This window comes from Mycolicibacterium sp. CBM1 (assembly GCF_054073305.1).
In genome coordinates this window covers 323,866-343,989 of the sequence record NZ_JBSXPP010000006.1, presented here as the reverse complement: position 1 = coordinate 343,989, position 20,124 = coordinate 323,866, and the positions used below count along the sequence as shown (strand labels likewise).

Annotated in this window: 17 protein-coding genes; 9 read left to right on the top strand and 8 right to left on the bottom strand. The window is 65.8% G+C overall.

Annotation, left to right across the window (positions count from 1 at the left end; all coding sequences use genetic code 11):
• Positions 1 to 54: 54 nt before the first annotated feature.
• Positions 55 to 1,199, top strand: a protein-coding gene (locus ACXDF8_RS11490; protein WP_457221679.1) for an IS3 family transposase whose coding sequence is annotated in 2 segments (ribosomal slippage) — positions 55 to 322 and positions 322 to 1,199 — 1,146 coding nt in all. Because the reading frame shifts where the segments join, the coding sequence is not laid out codon by codon here.
• 109 nt (positions 1,200 to 1,308) lie between these two features.
• Here ACXDF8_RS11490 and ACXDF8_RS11485 read toward each other — a convergent pair.
• Positions 1,309 to 2,982, bottom strand: a complete 1,674-nt coding sequence (locus tag ACXDF8_RS11485) for a sulfatase-like hydrolase/transferase (protein WP_457223354.1) — start codon at positions 2,980 to 2,982, stop codon at positions 1,309 to 1,311.
• A 146-nt stretch (positions 2,983 to 3,128) separates the two neighbouring features.
• Here ACXDF8_RS11485 and ygiD point away from each other — a divergent pair, with 146 nt between their 5' ends.
• On the top strand, positions 3,129 to 3,986 hold the full coding sequence (gene ygiD / locus ACXDF8_RS11480; RefSeq protein ID WP_457223386.1) for a 4,5-DOPA-extradiol-dioxygenase: 858 nt from the start codon (positions 3,129 to 3,131) through the stop codon (positions 3,984 to 3,986).
• Here the strand turns inward: ygiD and ACXDF8_RS11475 are convergent.
• Positions 3,983 to 4,504, bottom strand: coding sequence for a hypothetical protein (locus ACXDF8_RS11475; protein WP_457223353.1), 522 nt, complete (start codon positions 4,502 to 4,504; stop codon positions 3,983 to 3,985). The two genes, ygiD and ACXDF8_RS11475, sit on opposite strands and share 4 nt — an antisense overlap.
• Positions 4,505 to 4,513: 9 nt before the next feature.
• Positions 4,514 to 5,692 carry a geranylgeranyl reductase family protein gene (locus ACXDF8_RS11470; RefSeq protein ID WP_457223352.1) on the bottom strand — a complete coding sequence of 393 codons (1,179 nt, stop codon included), beginning with the start codon at positions 5,690 to 5,692 and terminating at the stop codon, positions 4,514 to 4,516.
• A 144-nt stretch (positions 5,693 to 5,836) separates the two neighbouring features.
• Here ACXDF8_RS11470 and ACXDF8_RS11465 point away from each other — a divergent pair, with 144 nt between their 5' ends.
• The 3 genes from ACXDF8_RS11465 to nrdF all read left to right on the top strand — a co-directional run bounded on the left by ACXDF8_RS11465 (position 5,837) and on the right by nrdF (position 9,264).
• A complete protein-coding gene (locus ACXDF8_RS11465) occupies positions 5,837 to 6,574 on the top strand; it encodes a TetR/AcrR family transcriptional regulator (RefSeq protein WP_457223351.1) in 738 nt (245 codons plus the stop codon).
• Between the two features lie 49 nt (positions 6,575 to 6,623).
• A complete protein-coding gene (locus tag ACXDF8_RS11460) occupies positions 6,624 to 8,126 on the top strand; it encodes a flavin-containing monooxygenase (RefSeq protein WP_457223350.1) in 1,503 nt (500 codons plus the stop codon).
• Positions 8,127 to 8,289: 163 nt separating this feature from the next.
• Positions 8,290 to 9,264 carry a class 1b ribonucleoside-diphosphate reductase subunit beta gene (nrdF, locus tag ACXDF8_RS11455; RefSeq protein ID WP_457223349.1) on the top strand — a complete coding sequence of 325 codons (975 nt, stop codon included), beginning with the start codon at positions 8,290 to 8,292 and terminating at the stop codon, positions 9,262 to 9,264.
• A gap of 101 nt (positions 9,265 to 9,365) precedes the next feature.
• Here the strand turns inward: nrdF and ACXDF8_RS11450 are convergent, their stop codons facing one another.
• Entirely contained in the window at positions 9,366 to 11,726 is a 2,361-nt protein-coding gene (locus tag ACXDF8_RS11450; RefSeq protein WP_457223348.1) for a YncE family protein, read from the bottom strand.
• A 274-nt stretch (positions 11,727 to 12,000) separates the two neighbouring features.
• Here ACXDF8_RS11450 and ACXDF8_RS11445 point away from each other — a divergent pair, with 274 nt between their 5' ends.
• On the top strand, positions 12,001 to 12,321 hold the full coding sequence (locus ACXDF8_RS11445) for a hypothetical protein (RefSeq protein WP_457223347.1): 321 nt from the start codon (positions 12,001 to 12,003) through the stop codon (positions 12,319 to 12,321).
• A 624-nt stretch (positions 12,322 to 12,945) separates the two neighbouring features.
• On the opposite strand, the gene ACXDF8_RS11440 is transcribed toward ACXDF8_RS11445, so the two are convergent.
• Positions 12,946 to 13,791 carry an MlaE family ABC transporter permease gene (locus ACXDF8_RS11440; RefSeq protein ID WP_457223346.1) on the bottom strand — a complete coding sequence of 282 codons (846 nt, stop codon included), beginning with the start codon at positions 13,789 to 13,791 and terminating at the stop codon, positions 12,946 to 12,948.
• 226 nt (positions 13,792 to 14,017) lie between these two features.
• On the opposite strand from ACXDF8_RS11440, the gene ACXDF8_RS11435 reads away from it, so the two are divergent.
• Positions 14,018 to 14,371, top strand: coding sequence for a DUF3349 domain-containing protein (locus ACXDF8_RS11435; RefSeq protein ID WP_457223345.1), 354 nt, complete (start codon positions 14,018 to 14,020; stop codon positions 14,369 to 14,371).
• Here ACXDF8_RS11435 and ACXDF8_RS11430 read toward each other — a convergent pair whose 3' ends face one another.
• The 3 genes from ACXDF8_RS11430 to ACXDF8_RS11420 form a co-directional block, all read right to left on the bottom strand.
• Positions 14,372 to 15,424: an NAD(P)-dependent alcohol dehydrogenase gene (locus ACXDF8_RS11430; protein ID WP_457223344.1), complete on the bottom strand. Its 1,053-nt coding sequence runs from the start codon at positions 15,422 to 15,424 to the stop codon at positions 14,372 to 14,374. It lies immediately after the preceding gene.
• A 128-nt stretch (positions 15,425 to 15,552) separates the two neighbouring features.
• On the bottom strand, positions 15,553 to 15,828 hold the full coding sequence (locus tag ACXDF8_RS11425) for a YciI family protein (RefSeq protein WP_457223343.1): 276 nt from the start codon (positions 15,826 to 15,828) through the stop codon (positions 15,553 to 15,555).
• Positions 15,829 to 15,854: 26 nt separating this feature from the next.
• Complete coding sequence (locus ACXDF8_RS11420; protein WP_457223342.1) at positions 15,855 to 16,961, bottom strand: iron-siderophore ABC transporter substrate-binding protein; 1,107 nt, start codon at positions 16,959 to 16,961, stop codon at positions 15,855 to 15,857.
• Positions 16,962 to 17,170: 209 nt separating this feature from the next.
• Between ACXDF8_RS11420 and ctaD the strand changes: the two genes are divergently transcribed.
• Positions 17,171 to 18,865 carry an aa3-type cytochrome oxidase subunit I gene (ctaD, locus tag ACXDF8_RS11415; RefSeq protein WP_457223341.1) on the top strand — a complete coding sequence of 565 codons (1,695 nt, stop codon included), beginning with the start codon at positions 17,171 to 17,173 and terminating at the stop codon, positions 18,863 to 18,865.
• A 24-nt stretch (positions 18,866 to 18,889) separates the two neighbouring features.
• Positions 18,890 to 20,122: a phosphoserine phosphatase SerB gene (serB, locus tag ACXDF8_RS11410; protein WP_457223340.1), complete on the top strand. Its 1,233-nt coding sequence runs from the start codon at positions 18,890 to 18,892 to the stop codon at positions 20,120 to 20,122.
• Positions 20,123 to 20,124: the final 2 nt, after the last annotated feature.

The following is a 20,124-nucleotide window of genomic DNA, read 5'->3' as shown; positions in this document are numbered from 1 at the left end:
AGCAAGTTCTAGAGTCCTGTAGCCCGATGGTGGGCGAGAAGGGACGATGAACGTATGGCTGGTCGGAAGCGGAACTCCGCAGAAGACATCGTGCGCAAACTGCGCCGTGCGGACGAACTGGCCGCCGAAGGCAAGACCGGCGAGGAAATCGCAGCCGAACTCGAGGTGTCTGCGGCGACGTTGTACAACTGGCGTCGCGCCTACGGCGGGATGGACACCGATGCCGCCAAGGAACTCAAGGAATTGCGCGAACAGAACGCCCGACTGAAGCGATTACTGGCCGAGGCCGAGCTGGTCAAAGACGCCTTGCGGGAGGTCGCAAAGGGAAAATTTTAGGCCCAGCTGCCAAGCGCCGCGCCGTCGGCATGCTCACCTCCATGATGGGCATGTCGGAACGGTTGGCGTGCAAAGCCGTTGGGCTGCCCCGCTCCACCTGCCGTCGCCTGCCGTTGTCGCAGACCCCCGCCGATCCCGATGCCGAGATGCGGGCCTGGCTGCGCACGTACGCGACGAAGAACCCATGCCATGGGTTCCGCCGTGCCTGGGCGGCGTTGCGCTACGACGAGCGCCGTGAGGTCAATTTGAAGAAGATCCACCGGCTGTGGCGCGAGGAAGGGCTGCAGGTGCGGGTGCACAGTCCGCGCAAGCGGGCCGGGGTGTCGTCGATCCCATCGATCGAGGCCGATGCCCCGAACGTGGTGTGGGCGATCGACTTCCAGTTCGATTCCACCGTCGACGGCAAGGCCATCAAGATCGCCTCGATGATCGACGAGCACACCCGCGTCTCACTGCTGCACATCGTTGAGCGGTCGATCACCGCCGACCGACTCGTCGCCGATCTCGCCAACGTGTTCGCCGCAGCGGGTGGGCCGCCGAAGGTGCTGCGGATGGACAACGGTCCGGAGTTCATTTCCCAAGCGCTGCAGCAGTTCTGTGACGGTCGGACTGGTATGTCGTATATCCCGCCAGGAGCGCCATGGAACAACGGACACATCGAATCGTTCAACAACCGACTACGCAAGGAGTGCCTCAACCGCAACCACTGGAACACCCTGCTCGAAGCCCGCGTGGTCATCGGCGACTTCAAGCACGAACACAACTACCGGCACCGCCACTCGGCCCTGGGCTACCGCACCCCGGCCGAGTACGCTGCCGTCTGCAGCTGCACCCACACCCCGATGGACTGCAACATCAACTGAAACTGGATCACACCACCCCGACTCAAGAACCGGGTGGACTCAGAATCGGGGACTCGCCATGACCGCCGGTGCACACACGGCGCCGGCGGTTAACCAGGCGCCACGGCGGCTAGCCGCGCGCAGCGACGATCTGTTGCATGTTGGCCATACCCCGTTGTTGGGCATCGTCGAGATGGGCCGGCAAAGGCGCCTGGATCTCGGGGAGCACCTCGTTGTCGATGAGCGCCTGAAGCTGCCCTTGCCGTGGGTTGCGTCCGGCCTGGTTGTCGATCTCCTGAACTCCCAGTGGCGTCGAGTAGTCGTAGAGTTCGTGGTCGACCGGCCGGGAGTCGTCGAGGTTCATCGTGCCCGGCTTCCAATACGAGTACACGCCGAATTTGGCGTCGGGTGTACGTACGGCCACGATATGGCTGGGGGCGCTGGTCGGGATGTGGGTGGGATTGTCGGCGATTCCCATCGCCGCCCGGATCTGGTCCGATTTCACGAACGCGGCCATCTCTTCGACGGACACGTCGTCGGTGACGTGGGCGATCCACGGTCGACCCGCCGTTGCGGGATTTGCTGCGATGGCGGCGAGATCGGCCCGGTTGGCCAGGTGGGCCAGGCTGCTCTCACTGCGCCAGCCGTCTCCACCGGTCCCGATCGTGACCAGCAGCGGCGCCAGGTCCACACTCGATGTCAGCTGAGTGCGGGTGTCACCAGCTTGGGGTGTCAGGCGCCCGGACGGATCGCGAATGTAGAGCGGAACCCGGATCGCCTCCTCGTAGATGCTGGCGCCCTTGCCGCGCATGCCGTGCGAACCGCCGTATTCGCCGTGATCGGAGGTGAACACAACCACCGTGTTACGTTCGATCTCGGGCCGGGAGGCCAACGTGTCGAGAACTCTTCCGATCTGGGTGTCGACCTGCTGGTGCAACCACAGGTACATGTCCAGGCCGCGGGCCCACTGGCGCGCGCTGTCGGGACCGGTGTATGGCAGCGCCCCCGCAATCAGCGGCGCCATGAAGTCGATGTAGTCGAGCTGCAGCTGGGGCTTACCGCGGCCGCGCAACTGGTCGGGGGTCTCGAAGTTGACCGGAACTTTGTCGAAGACATGCGGGACATCTTCGGGTAGCGGGCTTTTCGGCCACCACATGATGTCATGCGGGTTGACCAGGGAGACCGTCGTGCACCATGGCCCTTCGCCGGCGTGGCTGTCGAACCAGCCGATGAACTGGTCGGTGATGTCGGGATCTTTCTGAAGGCCCTGTCGCGGAGCCCCGTTCGGCGAGGGATAGGTGCCGCCGGAGAACCCGTGCACCTCCAGGCCGTCGGGGTTGGTGTCTCCTTCTGCGCCCAGGTGCCACTTCCCCCACCACCATGTGTGGTATCCGTGCTCGCGCAGCATCGTTCCCCAGGTCGGGAACTGGGGCGCGAGGGTGGACTCGGTGGCACCGTCGCCGGTGAACAGGCAGCCGGTCTGATGCGAGTACAAGCCGGTCGTCATCACGCCGCGAGCCGGTGTGCACATGTTCGACGCGGTGTAGTGCGAAGTGAAGGAGACGCTCTCGCGGCGCAGACGGCTCAGGCTGGGTAGGAGCGAGTCGAGTTGCTCCGGAGCGGGAAACCACTGCGGCGTCCGCATCTGATCGACGATGATCACCAGGATGTTGGGTTTGTTGCCGCCGGCAACCGTGGATTGGGATCGTCCCGGGCGGTGGAGAAGCTCGTAGCCACCGTAAGTGGCGGCCGTTCCCGCCACGACTGCTCCGCCGGCCAAGAGCGCTCTGCGCGTGATTGCCATAGAAGCAGACTAGTAGTCCATCTTAGTGGTTTGCTGTGATGTTCCGCTCGCTTGCCGCCGTCCTGGACCGTCGATCGCCGATGGGACGGGTCGGTGGTTGGACGGGAACCGACCGCCGGCGGTTAACTAGTTCCATGACCGCACGCATGCCGGCAGCGTTCGTCGGACACGGGAGCCCGATGAACGCGCTGGAGCACAACCGCTACACCGAGGTGTGGCGCAACTTCGGTGTGTCGGTGCTCGACACGTTCGGCCCGCCACGGGCGATCCTCGTCGTCAGCGCGCATTGGTACATCAATGCCACCGCCGTGACGACGATGTCCCGGCCGCGAACCATCCATGACTTCTACGGCTTTCCCGCCGAACTCTTCGCCGTCCAGTACCCCGCGCCCGGTCTACCGGAGCTGGCCGAGGAGGTCGCCGACGTGGCCAAGCCCACCTGGGTGGGCGCCGACGTGGACAGCTGGGGCATCGACCACGGCACCTGGTCGGTGCTCGTGCACGCCTTCCCGGATGCATCGATACCGGTGGTGCAGCTGTCGATCAACGCCGACAAGCCGCTGAGCTACCACCTGGAACTGGGCGCCAAGCTGACCGCACTGCGTGAGTGTGGCGTTCTGATCCTGGGCAGCGGCAACGTGGTCCACAACCTTGCCGGCATGGATCCGGCGATGGGGGACACCGCATTCGACTGGGCGCAGCGCTTCGACGACCACGCGCGTTCGCAATTGCTCGACGATCCCGCTGATGCCCTCGCGCTCGGTGAACACCCCGACTTTGCGGCGGCGGCTCCGACCCCGGATCACTTCCTGCCGTTGCTCTACGTCGCGGGCCTGGCCGGTGCGCAGGGCGGTGGAGTCGAGGTGCTCACCGACGGCTGCACCTTCGGGTCGCTGTCGATGGCGTCCTACACCGTCGGCATGGACGCCGCGGCGCTCCCGGCCGACGGACGCGGTGCGGCCGCCCCACCCATGGGCGTACCCGCCGACGAGACCAACATCTAGGCGATCAGGTCCGACCAGAACCGCACCGTCGACGTCGGCGGCTGCGATGTGTCTGACGCGAGGCGCCCGAACTCATGCTCGATGTAGCGGAAAACATCAGTGCTGACGCAGGTTACGTCGGTCCGATACACCGACAGCACGGGGTGGCCGAAGTTGCCGCGCCCCGCGGGTAGGTAGCACTGGGAGTGCACCGGCACCAGCTGCGGAGCCCGCGCCAGGTGGTAGTTCGCACTGCGCAACGCGTCCTTGGTTTTTGCTGGGCGGGCGCCCCACTCCGCGGGCCAGAATCCGCGCCACTCCACCGCGAGCAACACTCCCTCGGCCGGCAACCGCAACCGTTGTTGCAAGCTCCGGCGCGGCGCCTCCCGCCAGTTGGGCCACGATTGACCAATAGGCAGACCAGCGGACAGAAGCGATCGGTGGTCGTCGGCGAACTCGAACCCGAACTCGTCCTCGATACGCGCCAGCTCGTCGTCGGTGAGGCCGGGGTCCATCGTCACCGAGCCGTCGTCGAGCATGCACGCAGCCTAGGTGTGGTGCGGGCTCTGCTGCTTCTTGTACAACGACTTCAGCAGGAAATCGCGGAAGGTGTGGTTGTCGAGCAACTTCAGGCCCGTCTCGGCGACCTTGGGGTAACCGGCGAGCTTGTTAAAGAAGCGGCCCCGCTTGTACTCCCGGCCCCACGCCGCTTCCATCCGCAGCTGATAGTTGGTGAAGTCGTCAGGCCCGCCGTTCTCCAGCGCCGCCAACGCGCACTCGCCGGCGGCGAGCCCGGACTCGAGGGCCTTAGAGATACCCGCCCCCGACACCGGCTTCCCGGCACCGAGCGAGTCGCCGGCGAACAGCACCCCGGGACGCCACGGAGGCCAAGCGGTGAAGCCCATCGGCAGTCGCCAGGCCCGAACGGTCTTGTTCTTTTTGAGTTCCTCGACCGAGGGCAGCTCCCACTCCCGCGGCAGACTGTTGAGGAAGTCGCCGAAGAAGTGGGTCGCGTTGATCGACTGCCAGTTTTTGTAGCTGTTGACGTAGCCCAGGCCGATGTTGAACCGGCCGCCGCCCATCGGGAAGATCCACCCGTAACCCGGCAACTGATCGCCCTGGAACAGCAGTTTGAGGTAGATCTCGAACCGGTCGGAGTCGGCGCGGTTGGCGTGCATCTCCGACCGGATCGCGATTGCCGAGTAGCCGTTGTAGTCCGAGTCGATCTTGAGGGCCCGCTTGATGGGGGAGTAGGCGCCGTCGGCGGCGATCACCGCATCGCCGTACACCTTTTCACCACTCTTGAGGACCACCCCGATCACGCGGCCGCGCTCATCGAGCTCGGGACCGGCCACTTCGCTGCCCTGACGAACGACGGCACCCGCCGACTCGGCGTGCTTGAGCAGCATGCTGTCGAGTTCGGTGCGGCTCGCGGTGTGCCCGTGTTGGGGCATGCCTGGGCGCTTCGGGAACGACAGATCCCACTCCGAGGGGCTGTACACCGTCACGCCGCTGATGCGGTGGAACTGCGACACCTCGTGGGCCAGGCCCATCTTCTGCAGGTAGCTGACCGCCCGGGCGGTCAGGCCGTCACCGCAGGGTTTGTCCCGCGGGAAAACGGCCTTGTCCAGCACCACTACCTTTGCGCCGGTCTGCGCAGCCTGCCAGGCCGCCGCGGACCCTGACGGCCCCCCGCCGGCCACCACCAGGTCGAATCGCTCGGTCACTACGTCTCGTCTCGCTTTGCTAGTCGGTTCGAAAACGATGCTATCGGAGAACGCCGGACTGCTCAGAGTGGCGGCCGGTGCCGTCAGACTTGTCACACACCGGACATCCCTGATCAGCGCTCACCGGCGAGTACAGTGCTTGACGTGCGCAGAGTGTCCAGATCGCGCTCCGGCGCCGAGCCCCCCAAAGTGGATGCGCGCAGTGAGCGCTGGCGCGAGCACCGCAAGAAGGTGCGCGCGGAGATTGTCGACGCCGCCTTCCGGGCCATCGATAAAAGCGGACCCGACGTGAGCCTGCGGGAGATCGCCGAAGAGGCCGGCACCGCCAAGCCGAAGATCTACCGGCACTTCACCGACAAGTCCGACCTGTTCCAGGCCATCGGCAAGCGGTTGCGCGACATGTTGTGGGCGGCCATCTTCTCCAACCTCGACGTCGCCGCCGATCCCACCCGCGAGGTGGTGCGCCGCAGTGTGGCCGAGTACGTCAACCTCGTCGAGCAGCATCCCAACGTGCTGCGGTTCATGCTGCAGGGCCGATTCCCCGAACAGTCGGAGTCCACCCAGCGGGCGCTCAACGAGGGGCGCGAGATCACCATGGCGATGGCCGAGATGTTCAACAACGAGCTGCGCGAGATGGAGCTGGACCCGGCGGCGCTGCAACTTGCCGGCGCGGCCACGTTCGGGTCGGCCTCGGCGGCCACCGACTGGTGGCTGGGCCCCGACCCGGACAGCCCCCGGCGGATGCCGACCGAGGAGTTCGTCGACCACCTCACCACCATCATGCTCGGTACCGTCATGGGCACCGCCGAGTTGCTGGGCATCGCGCTGGACCCGGACCGGCCGGTGCACGCGGCCGTGCCGCGGCGCGCCGCCGCGGGCTGAGCGCCGCCGGCCCTAAACCGATACCACCGGTATTGGGTAGTTTGGTCGCATGACCGTTGCCGAACCCACCACCCACGTCGAAGCCGCCGCGCCGCCGGTACGTACCCGCGCCCTCGTCATCGGCAGCGGGTTCTCCGGTTTGGGGATGGGCATCGAACTACAACGGCGCGGTGTCGATTTCCTGATCCTGGAGAAGGCTGACGACATCGGCGGCACCTGGCGCGACAACAGCTACCCCGGCTGCGCCTGCGACATCCCCGCGCACATGTACTCCTTCTCCTTCGAGCCCAAGGCCGACTGGACCTACATGTGGTCGTTCCAGCCGGAGATCCTCGACTACCTCCAGGGCGTCACCGACAAGTACGGGCTGCGCCGCTACCTCCGCTTCGGCGCGCACGTCGACCGCGCACACTGGGACGAGACCGAAAGCCGCTGGCACGTTTTCACCAAGGACGGCCGGGAGTATGTCGCCCAATTCCTGATCTCCGGCGCCGGTGCCCTACACATCCCGTCCATCCCGGACGTCGACGGCATCGAGGACTTCACCGGCGCGGCATTCCACTCCGCCCAGTGGGATCACGGCGTCGACATCACCGGCAAGAAGGTCGCCGTGATCGGCACCGGCGCGAGCGCCATCCAGATCGTGCCCGCGATCGTCGGGCAGGTGGCCGAACTGCAGCTCTACCAACGGACTCCGGCCTGGGTGATGCCCCGGCCCAACAACGCGATCCCGACCCGGGTGCGTGCGCTGCTCGCTACGGTGCCTGGTGCCCGGTTGCTGTTGCGCGACGGGATCTATTGGGTCCACGAGATCGTCGGTTTCGCCATGACCCGGCGCCCGGAACTGCTCAAGATCGGTGAGCTGCTGGGCCGATGGAACATCCGCCGCCATGTCCGCGACCGCGAGCTGCGGCGCAGGCTCACTCCGGACTATCGGGCGGGGTGCAAGCGAATCCTCAACTCCGACACCTACTATCGCGGCGTCGCCGATCCGAAGACCACCCTGGTGACCGACAAGATCAGCCGGATCACCCCGAGCGGGATCGTCACTGCGGACGGGACCGAACGAGAAGTCGATGTCATCGTGTTCGCCACCGGCTTCCACGTGACCGACTCCTACACCTATGTCGACATCAAGGGTCCCGGCGGCGAGGACCTCGTCGACCGCTGGAACGCCGAAGGGGTGCAGGCGCATCGCGGTATCGCCGTGGCCGACATGCCCAATCTGTTCTTCCTGCTCGGGCCGAACACCGGGCTGGGGCACAACTCGGTCGTGTTCATGATCGAGTCACAGATCCGCTACGTCGGCCAGGCCATCGGCGCCGTCGACAAGGCCGGGGCGCAGGCGCTGGCCCCCACTCGGGCGGCGCAGGACGCGTTCAACACCGAGCTGCACCATCAGCTTGAGCGATCGGTGTGGAGCACCGGCGGGTGTAGCAGCTGGTACCTCGACGAGCACGGCAAGAACCGGACATTGTGGAGCGGCATGACGTGGCAGTACTGGCTGGCCACCCGGTCGCTGAAACGCTCGGAGTACCGCTTCTGGCGTTGAGGCGGCCCGACACGCCGGACCGATCGCCGACGGGTGTTCGGACCTGTGCGTTAGGCACCGGCGAAACACAAAGTGTTGTGTTGGCCGTTGTTGTCCGACCCCAGGGGTAGTGTTTTGGACGTCAGCCGGAAACGGGCATACATCGTGGTGAAGTGGGGTTTCGGTGAGCGATGGAGCGAAGCTGATCGACCGGGCAACGGCGATCAACTGGAACCGTGTCATTGATGAGAAGGACGCGGAGGTCTGGGATCGCTTGACCGGCAACTTCTGGTTGCCCGAGAAGGTGCCGCTGTCCAATGACCTGCCGTCGTGGAACACGCTGACGCCCGCGGAGAAGGAACTCACCATGCGGGTGTTCACCGGGCTGACGCTGTTGGACACCATCCAGAGCACGGTGGGCTCGGTGAGCATGATCCCCGACGCGATCACCATGCACGAAGAGGCGGTGCTGACCAACATCACCTTCATGGAGTCGGTGCACGCCAAGAGCTACAGCTCGATCTTCTCGACGCTGTGCTCGACGGTCGAGATCGACGAGGCTTTCCGCTGGTCGGAAGAGAACGTCAACCTGCAGCGCAAGGCGCAGATCATCCTCGACTACTACCGCGGTGACGACCCGCTCAAGCGCAAGATCGCGTCGGTCTTCCTCGAGGCGTTCCTGTTCTACTCCGGCTTCTACCTGCCGATGTACTGGTCGAGTCGAGCCAAGCTCACCAACACCGCCGACCTGATCCGGCTGATCATCCGTGACGAGGCTGTGCACGCCTACTACATCGGCTACAAGTTCCAGAAGGGCTACGCGCTCGAAACCGACGAGCGCAAGCAGGAACTGAAGGACTACGCCTACGAACTGCTGTATGCGTTGTACGAGAACGAGATCGAGTACACCCAGGACCTCTACGACCAGGTCGGCCTGACCGAGGACGTCAAGAAGTACCTGCGCTACAACGCCAACAAGGCGCTGATGAACCTTGGCTTCGAGGCGCTGTTCCCGCGCGACGAGACCGAGGTGAACCCCGCGATCCTGTCTGCGCTCTCGCCCAACGCCGACGAGAATCACGACTTCTTCTCGGGTTCGGGCTCGTCCTACGTGATCGGCAAGGCCGTCAACACCGAAGACGCTGACTGGGAGTTCTAGACCCTCACGGGTGGGCCGGAGCATGTCCGCGGCTTTTCACTTTTCAGCTGCCGCCGGCATGCCCACGACCCGGCCCGTCCAAGTGGTGTGATCTCGGTGCGTCAGACCGCTAGGTCGTCGCGGCGAATCGCCGGTGTCGCGCTGGATTCCAACGCCGACAGCGAGGTTGGGCTCGCAGGCTGAGGCGGTGAGCAAAATTCGCACGGCGACGATCGGACTGTATCGACGATTTCGCCCTTGCGTGGGACCTCCACCGTCACATCCGTCATGGTGATGGTCGAGTTGCCCATGTGGATGACGAGGTCGCCGGTGATCTGCCACACCGGTTCTGACACCAGGATCTGGGTCTTCGTCCACGCCGGGACGGTGGTGGTGATGGTCTTCTCGGTCGTGTCGTTGCGGGACATCTCGCCGCCGATCTTGCTCGCGAGCTCGAGGCCCCACTTGTCCTTGACGCCGATCGAGAGCTTGGTGCTGACCTCGGCCGAAATCTTGGTCCCCTGACTACGCGCCACCTTGATGGAGAGCGTGGTCGGTGTTGGTGTCGCGTTGTTGAGCGCCGCCGTCGTGTCATCCACTGTGCGCGGCACCGAATATGCGCTCATTCCCGCGGACGCTTTGCCCTTGGTCCTGAACTCGCACTGTGCGTTGCCGCCGTTGCACAGCGAGTTCAACAGATCGTTGCGGTCGGCTGCGTCGGTCCCGATGGTGATGTTGGTTCCGGCCTTCTCCAGAATCGAGATCTCGCTGCCATTGGTCCAATACCACTTCTCCGGGTCGGGGTCGGCCGTTCCGGTACCGCCGGCGTGCTTGGTACTGACCAGGTGTTGGATGAGCAATCCGTTGCGGAACTGGACCGTCCAGGTTTCGCCGGTTACATCGTCCCTGTAGACCGCCCGTACCGTGTAGGAGCCGAACAATGATCGTGGAATCTCGAAGTGTTGGCTGGCGCCCGGGGCGAGTGGCGCACCCTCGTAAGGTGCGCCTTGGGGGCGGTCCGAGCTAGTGAACTCTACGAGAGTCAGTTGGTGCCGGGTCAGGTTGTAGACGTCATAACCCCATGTGTAGCCACTCTTGCCGGGCACCGCCGACGCGACGGCGCCGAGAGCTTGAGCGGCCGCCGTCGGTGCCGCGAAGGCCGACAGTGGCCCCGGGGTGGTGGGTGGAGCCGCTATCGCTGGCCGATCGAGTACCACGCTGCCGACCGCGCCGGACATGGACCCGGCCACATAGAGCTGCCCGTCGACGCCGATCGCGACGCCAACGCCACCATCGGATCCGGTCAGCGGGTCACCCACCCGCTGGCCTGTCGCGAGATCGATGACCAACACATCGTCGGTGTCCAGATCGGTGACGTAGGCACGGGCGCCATCCGCGTCGACCACGACTCCGGCTGGAGCGCCCCCAACCGCGATTTCACTTCCGATGACGGTCAACGTATTTGCGTCGATGATGCTGACCGTGCCGTCACCGGCGAGTGCCGACGACCCGGTGTTCGTCACGACCACCCGATCGCCGCCGACCGCGATCCCCGTCGGCGCGTTGCCGACCTGCACGGTCGCCTTCACCGTGTTGGTCTTCGCGTCGATCACCGACACCGTGTCGTCAAACTCATTGGTGACGAAAATGTTGTCGCCGCTGACTGCCACGCCGAAAGGACCGTTGCCCACCTGCACCGTGGTCACCGCGTAGGTGGCGGTATTGATCACCGACACCGTGTCGTCACCGCTGTTGGCGACGTAGACCCGGGTGCCGGCCTGGTTGATCGCGATCCCGGTCGGGGAGTTGCCGATCCGGACCGGTACGCCGAGAACGGCATTGGTGGTGGTGTCGATCACGGAGATGGTTCCGTCGTCGGAGTTGACGACGTAACCGCGGCCGTCGCTGGCGATCGCGATGCCGTATGGGGCCTTGCCCACTGCGATGGACGCGGTCACTGCATTGCGGGCGATGTCGACCACCGCGATGCGGTTGTTGCTGACGTCGGTGACGTAGGCACGCTTGCCGTCTGGACTGATGGCGATACCAAATGGTGTTCCGCCGATGCCGAGCGCATCACCGGCGCCCACGGTGACCGAAACCGGAACCGAGACAACGCCGGGATTGCTGAGCAGCCGAACGCCGACGTCGCGAACCTCGACTACGAACGAATCCTGCCCACCTGCGGCCGCCAAATCTGTTCCCGGCGTGTAGACGTACGTGCCGTTGGCGCTGATCTGCACGGCGCCGAACTCGGGGCCCTTCACCAAGTGGTACTGCAAGGGGTCGCCGTCCGGGTCGACCGCGCCGATGGTGCCGATGACGTTTCCGTCTGCGTTCTCGCCGATTTCGAGCGGACTGACGCGCGGTGTCCGGTTGTAGAACGGCCCGCTGATCTGACGCCGAACCCAGGCGAGCGCTGCCCACACCACTGCCGCCTGCGTGGGCTGAGCGTCAGCGCGCGGGGCGAACGAGGCGAGCACGGCGGGTGCGCTTACACTGGCCGCCGCGGTAGATACGGACTGCCCCGCGCCAGTCGGTAGATCGTCGGGGGTCTGCGCCTTCGGCCAGCGGGCGTGTCCCACCCCGGCCGCCGTAGTGAGGGCGTTGATCGCCGTCGATGATGAGCTCGCAGCCGAGTCGGTCTGCGACACAGACTGTGCCGCTGCGACATCCGGAGTCCGGGTGGAATCTCTGACAGATGAGGTGTGACGCGGGGCTTCGGAGTCTGCAGGACGGTGCGCGCCGTGACCGGTCGTGCCCGTCGGCCGCTTCGCCTGCGACAACGATGGCGCCTTGTTCGAGGCGCGTGGTGTCGCCGGCCTCGAGCTCCGGGCGTTGGACGAGCCGCTCGACGCGGCGGGTCCGCTCGAGTCCGGCGAACCGGCCGCATCGGCACACGCCACGGCCGGCACTGAGACGATTGCCGCACCCACTCCGAGCGAGATCATCGACGCGCCGACCCAGGTCAACACTCTCAGCTGGCTTGGCGTCGTCGACTTCGGCAACGACAGACCGCCGAATCTAGCGGGCAGCATACGTAGCCCGCTAATGCCTGCGCCGCAACGACTTTGGTAAATGGTATGACCTCGCGACGCTGTGGTGCCGTCAGCACGACCGGTCGAATGCATACGTGAGCCCCCCCAGTGGCCATTGAATTGTGGTTGGCCGTCGCGCCGAGGGCTCGACTGGCTAGTGGGAAGCCTAAGGTCATTTATCGAACATGTCTATCGTTTGCTCTGGTGTGGTCATCAACGTGTGGGGATTTTGACTTGCTGGACGCCATCCGTTAACTAAAGCGCCTCCGTGGCGCGTGGATTCTTTTGCGCTGCATTGTTGCCCCCAGCTGGTCGTGCCTTCTGCTGTGCCGCCCTGGGGCGGCGGTGGACGGGTTTGGTCGCCCACTGCATTGCGACATGTGCTGGCACAAAGGTGCTTTGGCGACTCGGGTCCATCTGCTCATGGTGGTGAGCCCATGAGTCCCAGCTCGCGCATCGTTGAGATGTTCAACCGATGTGGTTGTGTTGATGTCGTGTGCGCGATGGTTGCTGAGCCGAATATCTTCCGGGACGGTGGATAGCGATCGGTGCTGTCGTCGGATTTGCGGATTTCGAGCCTGGCTAGGGACCGCTGGCCATGGTGGTGTTATGCCTGGGCTGCGGTGTCGATTGCCGAGCCGAGCCGTCGGATCCGCTGCCGTGATCATCCGGCGAGATTGAATCCGCCGCCGCCACCGTAGATCGCCAGCGAGATCAGCAGGGTCACCGAGACGACGACCACCAGCGAGGTGCGCACCGCATCCCCGGTCGCGACGCCCACCCCGGACGGTCCGCCCGAGGCGAAGAAGCCGAAGTAGGTGTGGATCAACAGGATTGCCAGCGCCATCATGATGGCCTGGGCGAAGGACCACATCAGGTCGACGGGATTGAGGAACGTCGCGAAGTAGTGGTCATAGAGGCCCGACGACTGACCCAACAACGCGACGGTGGTGTAGCGACTTGCCAGGAACGACAGGATCACGGCCACGGCGTACAGCGGCGCGATGGACACCATTCCCGCGGCCAGCCTGGTGCTGACCAGAAAGGCGATCGGCCGGATCGCCATCGCCTCCAGCGCGTCGATCTCCTCGTTGACCCGCATCGCCCCGAGCTGAGCGGTGACGCCGGCGCCGAACGTTGCCGCCAAGCCGATGCCGGCGACTACCGGCGCCGAGATGCGCACGTTGATGAAGGCGGCGAGGAATCCGGTGAGCGCCTCGATACCGATGTCGCCGAGCGAGCTGTAGCCCTGCACGGCCAGCGTGCCGCCGGTGGCTACGGTCAGGAAACCGACGACGACCAGGGTCCCGCCGATCGTCGCCAGCACCCCGGCGCCCATGCTGATCTCCGCGATCAGCCGGACGATCTCGCTGCGGTAGTACCGAACCGCGAACGGGACACCGCCGAGCGCCCTGGCGTAGAACAACGCCTGATCACCGATTCGGCCGAGCACGAGCCATGGCCGTTCGGCCGTGTGTGCTATCCGGGGAAAGACAGCTCGATGGGTCACCGCCGCCACCGGATGCCGGCACGAGAGCGATCACGCTCATCGCAGCGACCGCATCGTCGCCGTTCTCCTGCCACCTAGCTCAAGGTCCTCGCATCGCCCACCAGCGGGTAGGGCCGTTCGTCCCGGCCGCCGACGCCGAAGGACTTCTCGTCGGGGGACCGCCGCAGCGGTGAACGTGGCATGAATCGACGGCGAACTGTGCTACCGGTGCTGGCGCGGTGGGCGCGTGAGCACGACACTGTTGACCGTGACTGAGGGTTCGCTCTTCCACAGGGTTGTCGACTGGCTGCGTGCCGGCTATCCGACCGGAGTCCCCGGTCCCGACCGGGTGCCGTTGCTGGCGCTGCTGCGCAACACCCCGCTGAGCGAGGCCGAGATCTCCGATGTCGTCCGCGAGATCTCCGCGGCGGAGGCCCAGGCCCCATCCGAACACGGGGTGGACCGTGACGAGATCGCGCACTTCATCGCCGAGCACACACAGCACGACGCCGGCCCGGAGAACATCAAGCGGGTGGCCGCCAAACTGGCCGCCGCCGGATGGCCCCTGGCCGGCGTCGAAGAGACTGCCGTCAGCGAGTGATCACGCGTCGCGCAGCGACGCGGTGTCGATGACGAAGCGGTAGCGCACGTCGCTGGCCAGCACGCGCTCGTAGGCCTCGTTGATGTAGTCGGGCTGGATCACCTCGATCTCCGGGGTGACGCCGTGCTCGGCGCAGAAGTCGAGCATCTCCTGGGTCTCCGGGATGCCGCCGATCATCGAGCCGGACAGGCTGCGACGACCGCCAGCCAGCGGGAAGGCCGGCACCGCCATCGGATGCTCGGGGATGCCGAGTTCCACCAGGGTGCCGTCGACTGCCAGCAGCCCGAGGTACGCGCCCATCGGCAGGTTGGCCGACACGGTGTTCAGGATCAGGTCGAAGTGGCCTGCCAGCTTGGTGAAGGTGTCCGGGTCACTGGTGGCGTAGTAGGCGTCGGCGCCCAGGCGCAGCCCGTCCTCCATCTTCTTCAGGGACTGGCTCAGCACCGTCACCTCGGCGCCCATCGCGTGGGCCAGCTTGACGCCCATGTGTCCCAGGCCGCCTAGGCCGATGACCGCAACTTTCTTGCCCGGCCCGGCATTCCAGTGCCGCAGCGGGGAGAACAGCGTGATGCCTGCGCACAGCAGCGGTGCCGCCGCGTCCAGGGGGATGCTGTCGGGAATCCGCAGGACGTAGTTCTCGTCGACCACGATCGCGCCGCTGTAGCCACCCTGGGTGGGTTCGCCGTCACGGCCGACAGCGTTGTACGTGCCGACCATGCCGGTGCCGGTGCAGTACTGCTGCAGGCCGGCCTTGCAGTTGTCGCACTCGCGGCACGAGTCGACGAAACAACCGACGCCGACGCGGTCGCCGACCTTGTAGGCCGTGACGTCGCTGCCGACCTCGGTCACCACACCGGCGATCTCGTGGCCCGGTACGACGGGATAGTTCGGCTGTCCCCATTCGGCTTTCACCGTGTGGATGTCGGAGTGGCAGATGCCGGCGAAATGAATGTCGAAACGCACGTCGTGCGGACCGACGTCGCGGCGGGCGATGGTGGTCTTGGTCAGCGGTTCGGTGGCTGATGTGGCCGCGTAGGCGGTAACTGTGCTCATTGTGTCGTCGTCCTCTTGTTCGCGTTCTAGGCAGCACTGATCTATCAGCGGCATCGGAAATAGGTCGCAACGTTGCGACCTAGCTGAATAACCGGGAAGGGCGGTTGACTAATCCCTTCTCACCAGATTTATAACCCGGTGGCGCGGATTGCGCCGTTGAACGACAGCCGGGTGTAGCTGGCGACGCCGGCCAGCGTGTACGGGTCCCGGTCGATCATGCTCTGCGCCTCCTCGGCGCTGATGTCGGCGGTGATCAGGACACCGCCAGCGCCCGATTCCTGGCGACCTGCCAGCAGGAGGCGGCCCGCCGCGACTTCGTCGTTCAACCAGGCCAGGTGGGCGGGGCGGGTCTGGTCGACGATATCGAGCGGCTTGTCGTAGGTGATGGTCAGCACATGGAACACCCGGACAACGTTACCGGGCCGGGCGCTCAGTTGATGGGGGCGTTGAGCCAGCGCAGGTCGTCGAGAATTCCGCGGGCGGCCACCAGGCCCTGGCCGGTCTGCCACACCTCGTTGTTCACCACGAACACCCGGTTGTCCCGGTTGGCCGACAGTTTGCGCCAGGGAGCGCTGTCGAGAGTGGCCGCGGCGCGGTTCTTGGCCCCCGGCGACGCGAAAGACAGGTACACGATGTCGCCGTCGGCGGCGGAGAAGTCCGGCGCGCGATCCAGGTCTGCGTCGGAGATGCCGATCTCGATGTAGGGCTTGTCGGTGAACCGTTGCGCGACCGGACGGTCCACGCCGACAGCGGCCAGCACCGACGCGGCGAAGTTCTCGGTGCCGTAGATACGCATCGTGGTGTCGGTGAACTGGACGACCGAGGCCTGGAAATGGGCGGCGTCGATGGTGGCGCCCTTCTGTCTGGCCTGCTCGGCGAAATCGCTGAGCAGGCCATTGGCGGCCTCGGCCCGCCCGGTCGCGGCGCCGACGGTGCGCAGGTTGTCCTGCCACGCCGCGCCGGGAGCGTCGGTGAACACGGTGGGGGCGATCGCCGACAGGGCCGGGTAGGACTGTGGCGTCAGTGCCTGGGAGCCGAGGATCAGGTCGGGCTTGGCGGCAGCAATTGCCGCCAGGTCGGGTGCGCTGCGGGTCCCGGCCCCCGGCACATCGTGGATGACGGTGCCCAGATACGACGGCTGGCCGGCGGAACCGTCGGGCAGCGCGGCCGCCACGATGCGGGTCTGCAACCCCAGCGCGCACAGTGCGTCGAGCTCGTCGCCGGCCAGCACCACGATGCGCTGCGGATCTGCGGCCACCGCGGTCTCCCCGGCGGCGTGCCGCACCGGCGGGGGCGGGGCGGGATCGAGGCGGGCGGGATCGGTCGCGCAGGACTCGTCGGGGCGCCGCTGATTGCCCAACACGCCGGCGCTGGCGATCTTCGTGGTGCTGGTGACCAGGCTGCCCGACGCGGCCGGTGCGGCTGGGGCGGGGGACTGGGACGACCCGGAACACCCGGTCACGAGCGTCATCGCCACCGCCGTGGCCACCGCCGCGGCAGCCACGACAACGCCGGGACGAACACCGTGGATGAGCACGACGCCGACCGTAACATCCGGCGCCTGCACCACCGCTGAGCTGCAGCCGAGGGTGAGTCGGTGACAAATACGACAGAATGTAGGACCCATGCCCCGTTGGGTCCGGCGTGCGGCTAGGATCAGGTACACGTTCTCGGGGTGCTAACTAATTTGGAGGACCGTTGACTGCCGTTGTGCCTTCGCGGGGAGAACTCGAGGCCACTCGGCCCATGCCTGCGCGCATGGGCCCCAAGGGCAACCTGATCTACAAGATGATCACCACCACCGATCACAAGTTGATCGGGATCATGTACGTGGTCGCCTGCTTCGTGTTCTTCGCGCTCGGCGGGTTGATGGCGCTGTTCATCCGCGCCGAACTCGCCGTTCCCGGTCTGCAGTTCCTCTCGAACGAGCAGTACAACCAGCTGTTCACCATGCACGGCACGGCGATGCTGCTGTTCTACGCGACGCCGATCGTGTTCGGGTTCGCCAACCTGGTGCTGCCGCTGCAGATCGGCGCCCCCGACGTCGCGTTCCCGCGGCTCAACGCCCTGTCGTTCTGGCTGTTCCTGTTCGGCGCGCTGATCGCGATGGGCGGTTTCATCACCCCCGGCGGTGCGGCCGACTTCGGCTGGACGGCCTACACCCCGCTCTCGGATGCCATGCACTCCCCGGGCGCCGGCGGTGACCTCTGGGTGCTGGGCCTGGCCGTCGGTGGTCTGGGCACCATCCTGGGCGCGGTCAACATGATCACCACCGTGGTGTGCATGCGCGCGCCCGGCATGACCATGTTCCGGATGCCGATCTTCACCTGGAACATCTTCGTCACGTCGATCCTGGTGCTGGTCGCCTTCCCGCTGCTGACCGCCGCGCTGTTCGGGTTGGCTGCCGACCGCCGTCTGGGGGCGCACATCTACGATCCGGCCAACGGTGGCCTGACCTTGTTCCAGCACCTGTTCTGGTTCTTCGGCCACCCGGAGGTCTACATCATTGCGCTGCCGTTCTTCGGCATCGTTTCGGAGATCTTCCCGGTGTTCTCGCGCAAGCCGATCTTCGGCTACACCACCCTGATCTACGCCACCATCAGCATCGCGGCGCTGTCGGTCGCGGTGTGGGCCCACCACATGTACGTCACCGGAGCTGTTCTGCTGCCGTTCTTCTCGTTCATGACGTTCCTGATCGCCGTCCCGACGGGTATCAAGTTCTTCAACTGGATCGGCACGATGTGGAAGGGGCAGTTGACCTTCGAGACACCGATGCTGTTCTCGATCGGCTTCCTGGTGACGTTCCTGCTCGGTGGTCTCTCCGGTGTGCTGCTGGCCAGCCCGCCGATCGACTTCCACGTCAGCGACAGCTACTTCGTGATCGCGCACTTCCACTACGTGCTGTTCGGCACCATCGTGTTCGCCACCTATGCCGGCGTGTACTTCTGGTTCCCGAAGATGATCGGCCGGCTGCTCGACGAGCGCCTGGGCAAGCTGCACTTCTGGCTGACCTTCATCGGCTTCCACACCACGTTCCTGGTGCAGCACTGGCTCGGCGACGAGGGCATGCCGCGCCGCTACGCCGACTACCTTCCGTCGGACGGCTTCGAGACCCTCAACATCGTCTCGACCATCGGGGCGTTCATTCTCGGTGTGTCGGTGATCCCGTTCGTGTGGAACGTGTTCAAGAGCTGGCGCTACGGCGAGGTCGTCACCGTCGACGATCCCTGGGGCTACGGCAACTCCCTGGAGTGGGCCACCAGCTGCCCGCCGCCGCGGCACAACTTCACCGAGCTGCCCCGGATCCGTTCCGAGCGGCCCGCGTTCGAGCTGCACTACCCGCACATGGTCGACCGGATCCGAGCCGAAGCTCACGTCGGACGCGCACACGGACCGTCTGACGGTGACGTGACGCGGCTGGACGAGAACGTCCGCACCTAGCGCCGGAAGCACGCCCGTCGAGGTATGAGCATGCCCAAGGTGTCGGTGCTGATCACCGTCACCGGAGTCGACCAGCCCGGGGTGACCTCGGCGCTCTTCGAAGTGTTGGCCCGCCATCAGGTGGACCTGCTCAACGTCGAGCAGGTGGTCATCCGTGGACGGCTGACGCTCGGAGTCCTGGTGTCCGGGAACCCGGACGTTGCCGACGGCGCACTGCTGCGCGGTGATGTCACCGAGGCCATCCACAAGGTGGGTCTGGACGTCACCATCGAACGCAGCGACGACATGCCGATCATTCGGGAACCGTCGACGCACACCATCGTGGTCCTCGGCCGTCCCATCACCGCCGCGGCGTTCGGCGTCGTGGCGCGGGAGGCCGCCGCGCTCGGAGTCAACATCGACTTCATCCGCGGGGTGTCCGACTACCCGGTGACGGGTTTGGAACTCCGGGTCTCGGTGCCTGTCGGGGTCGGTGCCGAGCTGCGGACGGTGCTGGCTCGGGTGGCTGCCGAACAGGCTCTCGACATCGCCGTGGAGAACTACTCACTGGAACGTCGTGCCAAGCGGCTCATCGTCTTCGACGTCGACTCGACGCTGATCCAGGGCGAAGTCATCGAGATGCTCGCCGAGCGGGCCGGCGCTGGCGAGGCCGTCGCGGCGGTCACCGAGGCGGCCATGCGCGGCGAACTCGACTTCGCCGAGTCGCTGCATCGCCGCGTCGCCACCCTGGCCGGACTGCCAGCCGAGGTGCTCGACGAGGTCGCCGACCAGATTCAGCTCACCCCCGGGGCGCGCACCACGATCCGGACATTGCGCCGGCTCGGCTTCCACTGCGGGGTGGTCTCCGGCGGCTTCCGCCAGGTGATCGACCCGCTGGCGCATGAACTGATGCTCGATTACGTCGCCGCCAACGAATTGGAGATCGTCGACGGCAAGCTGACCGGTCGGGTGGTCGGCGAGGTGATCGACCGCGCCGGAAAAGCCAAGGCGCTGCGCGATTTCGCGCAGGCGGCCGGGGTGCCGATGGAGCAGACGGTGGCCGTCGGTGACGGCGCCAACGACATCGACATGCTGGCGGCCGCGGGCCTTGGTGTCGCGTTCAACGCCAAGCCGGCGCTGCGCGAGGTGGCCGACGCATCGCTGAGCCATCCATACCTCGACACCGTGTTGTTCATTCTCGGGGTGACCCGCGCCGAGATCGAGGCGGCCGATGCAGTCGACGGCGTGCTGCGGCGCGTGGAGATCCCCGCGGAGTAGTC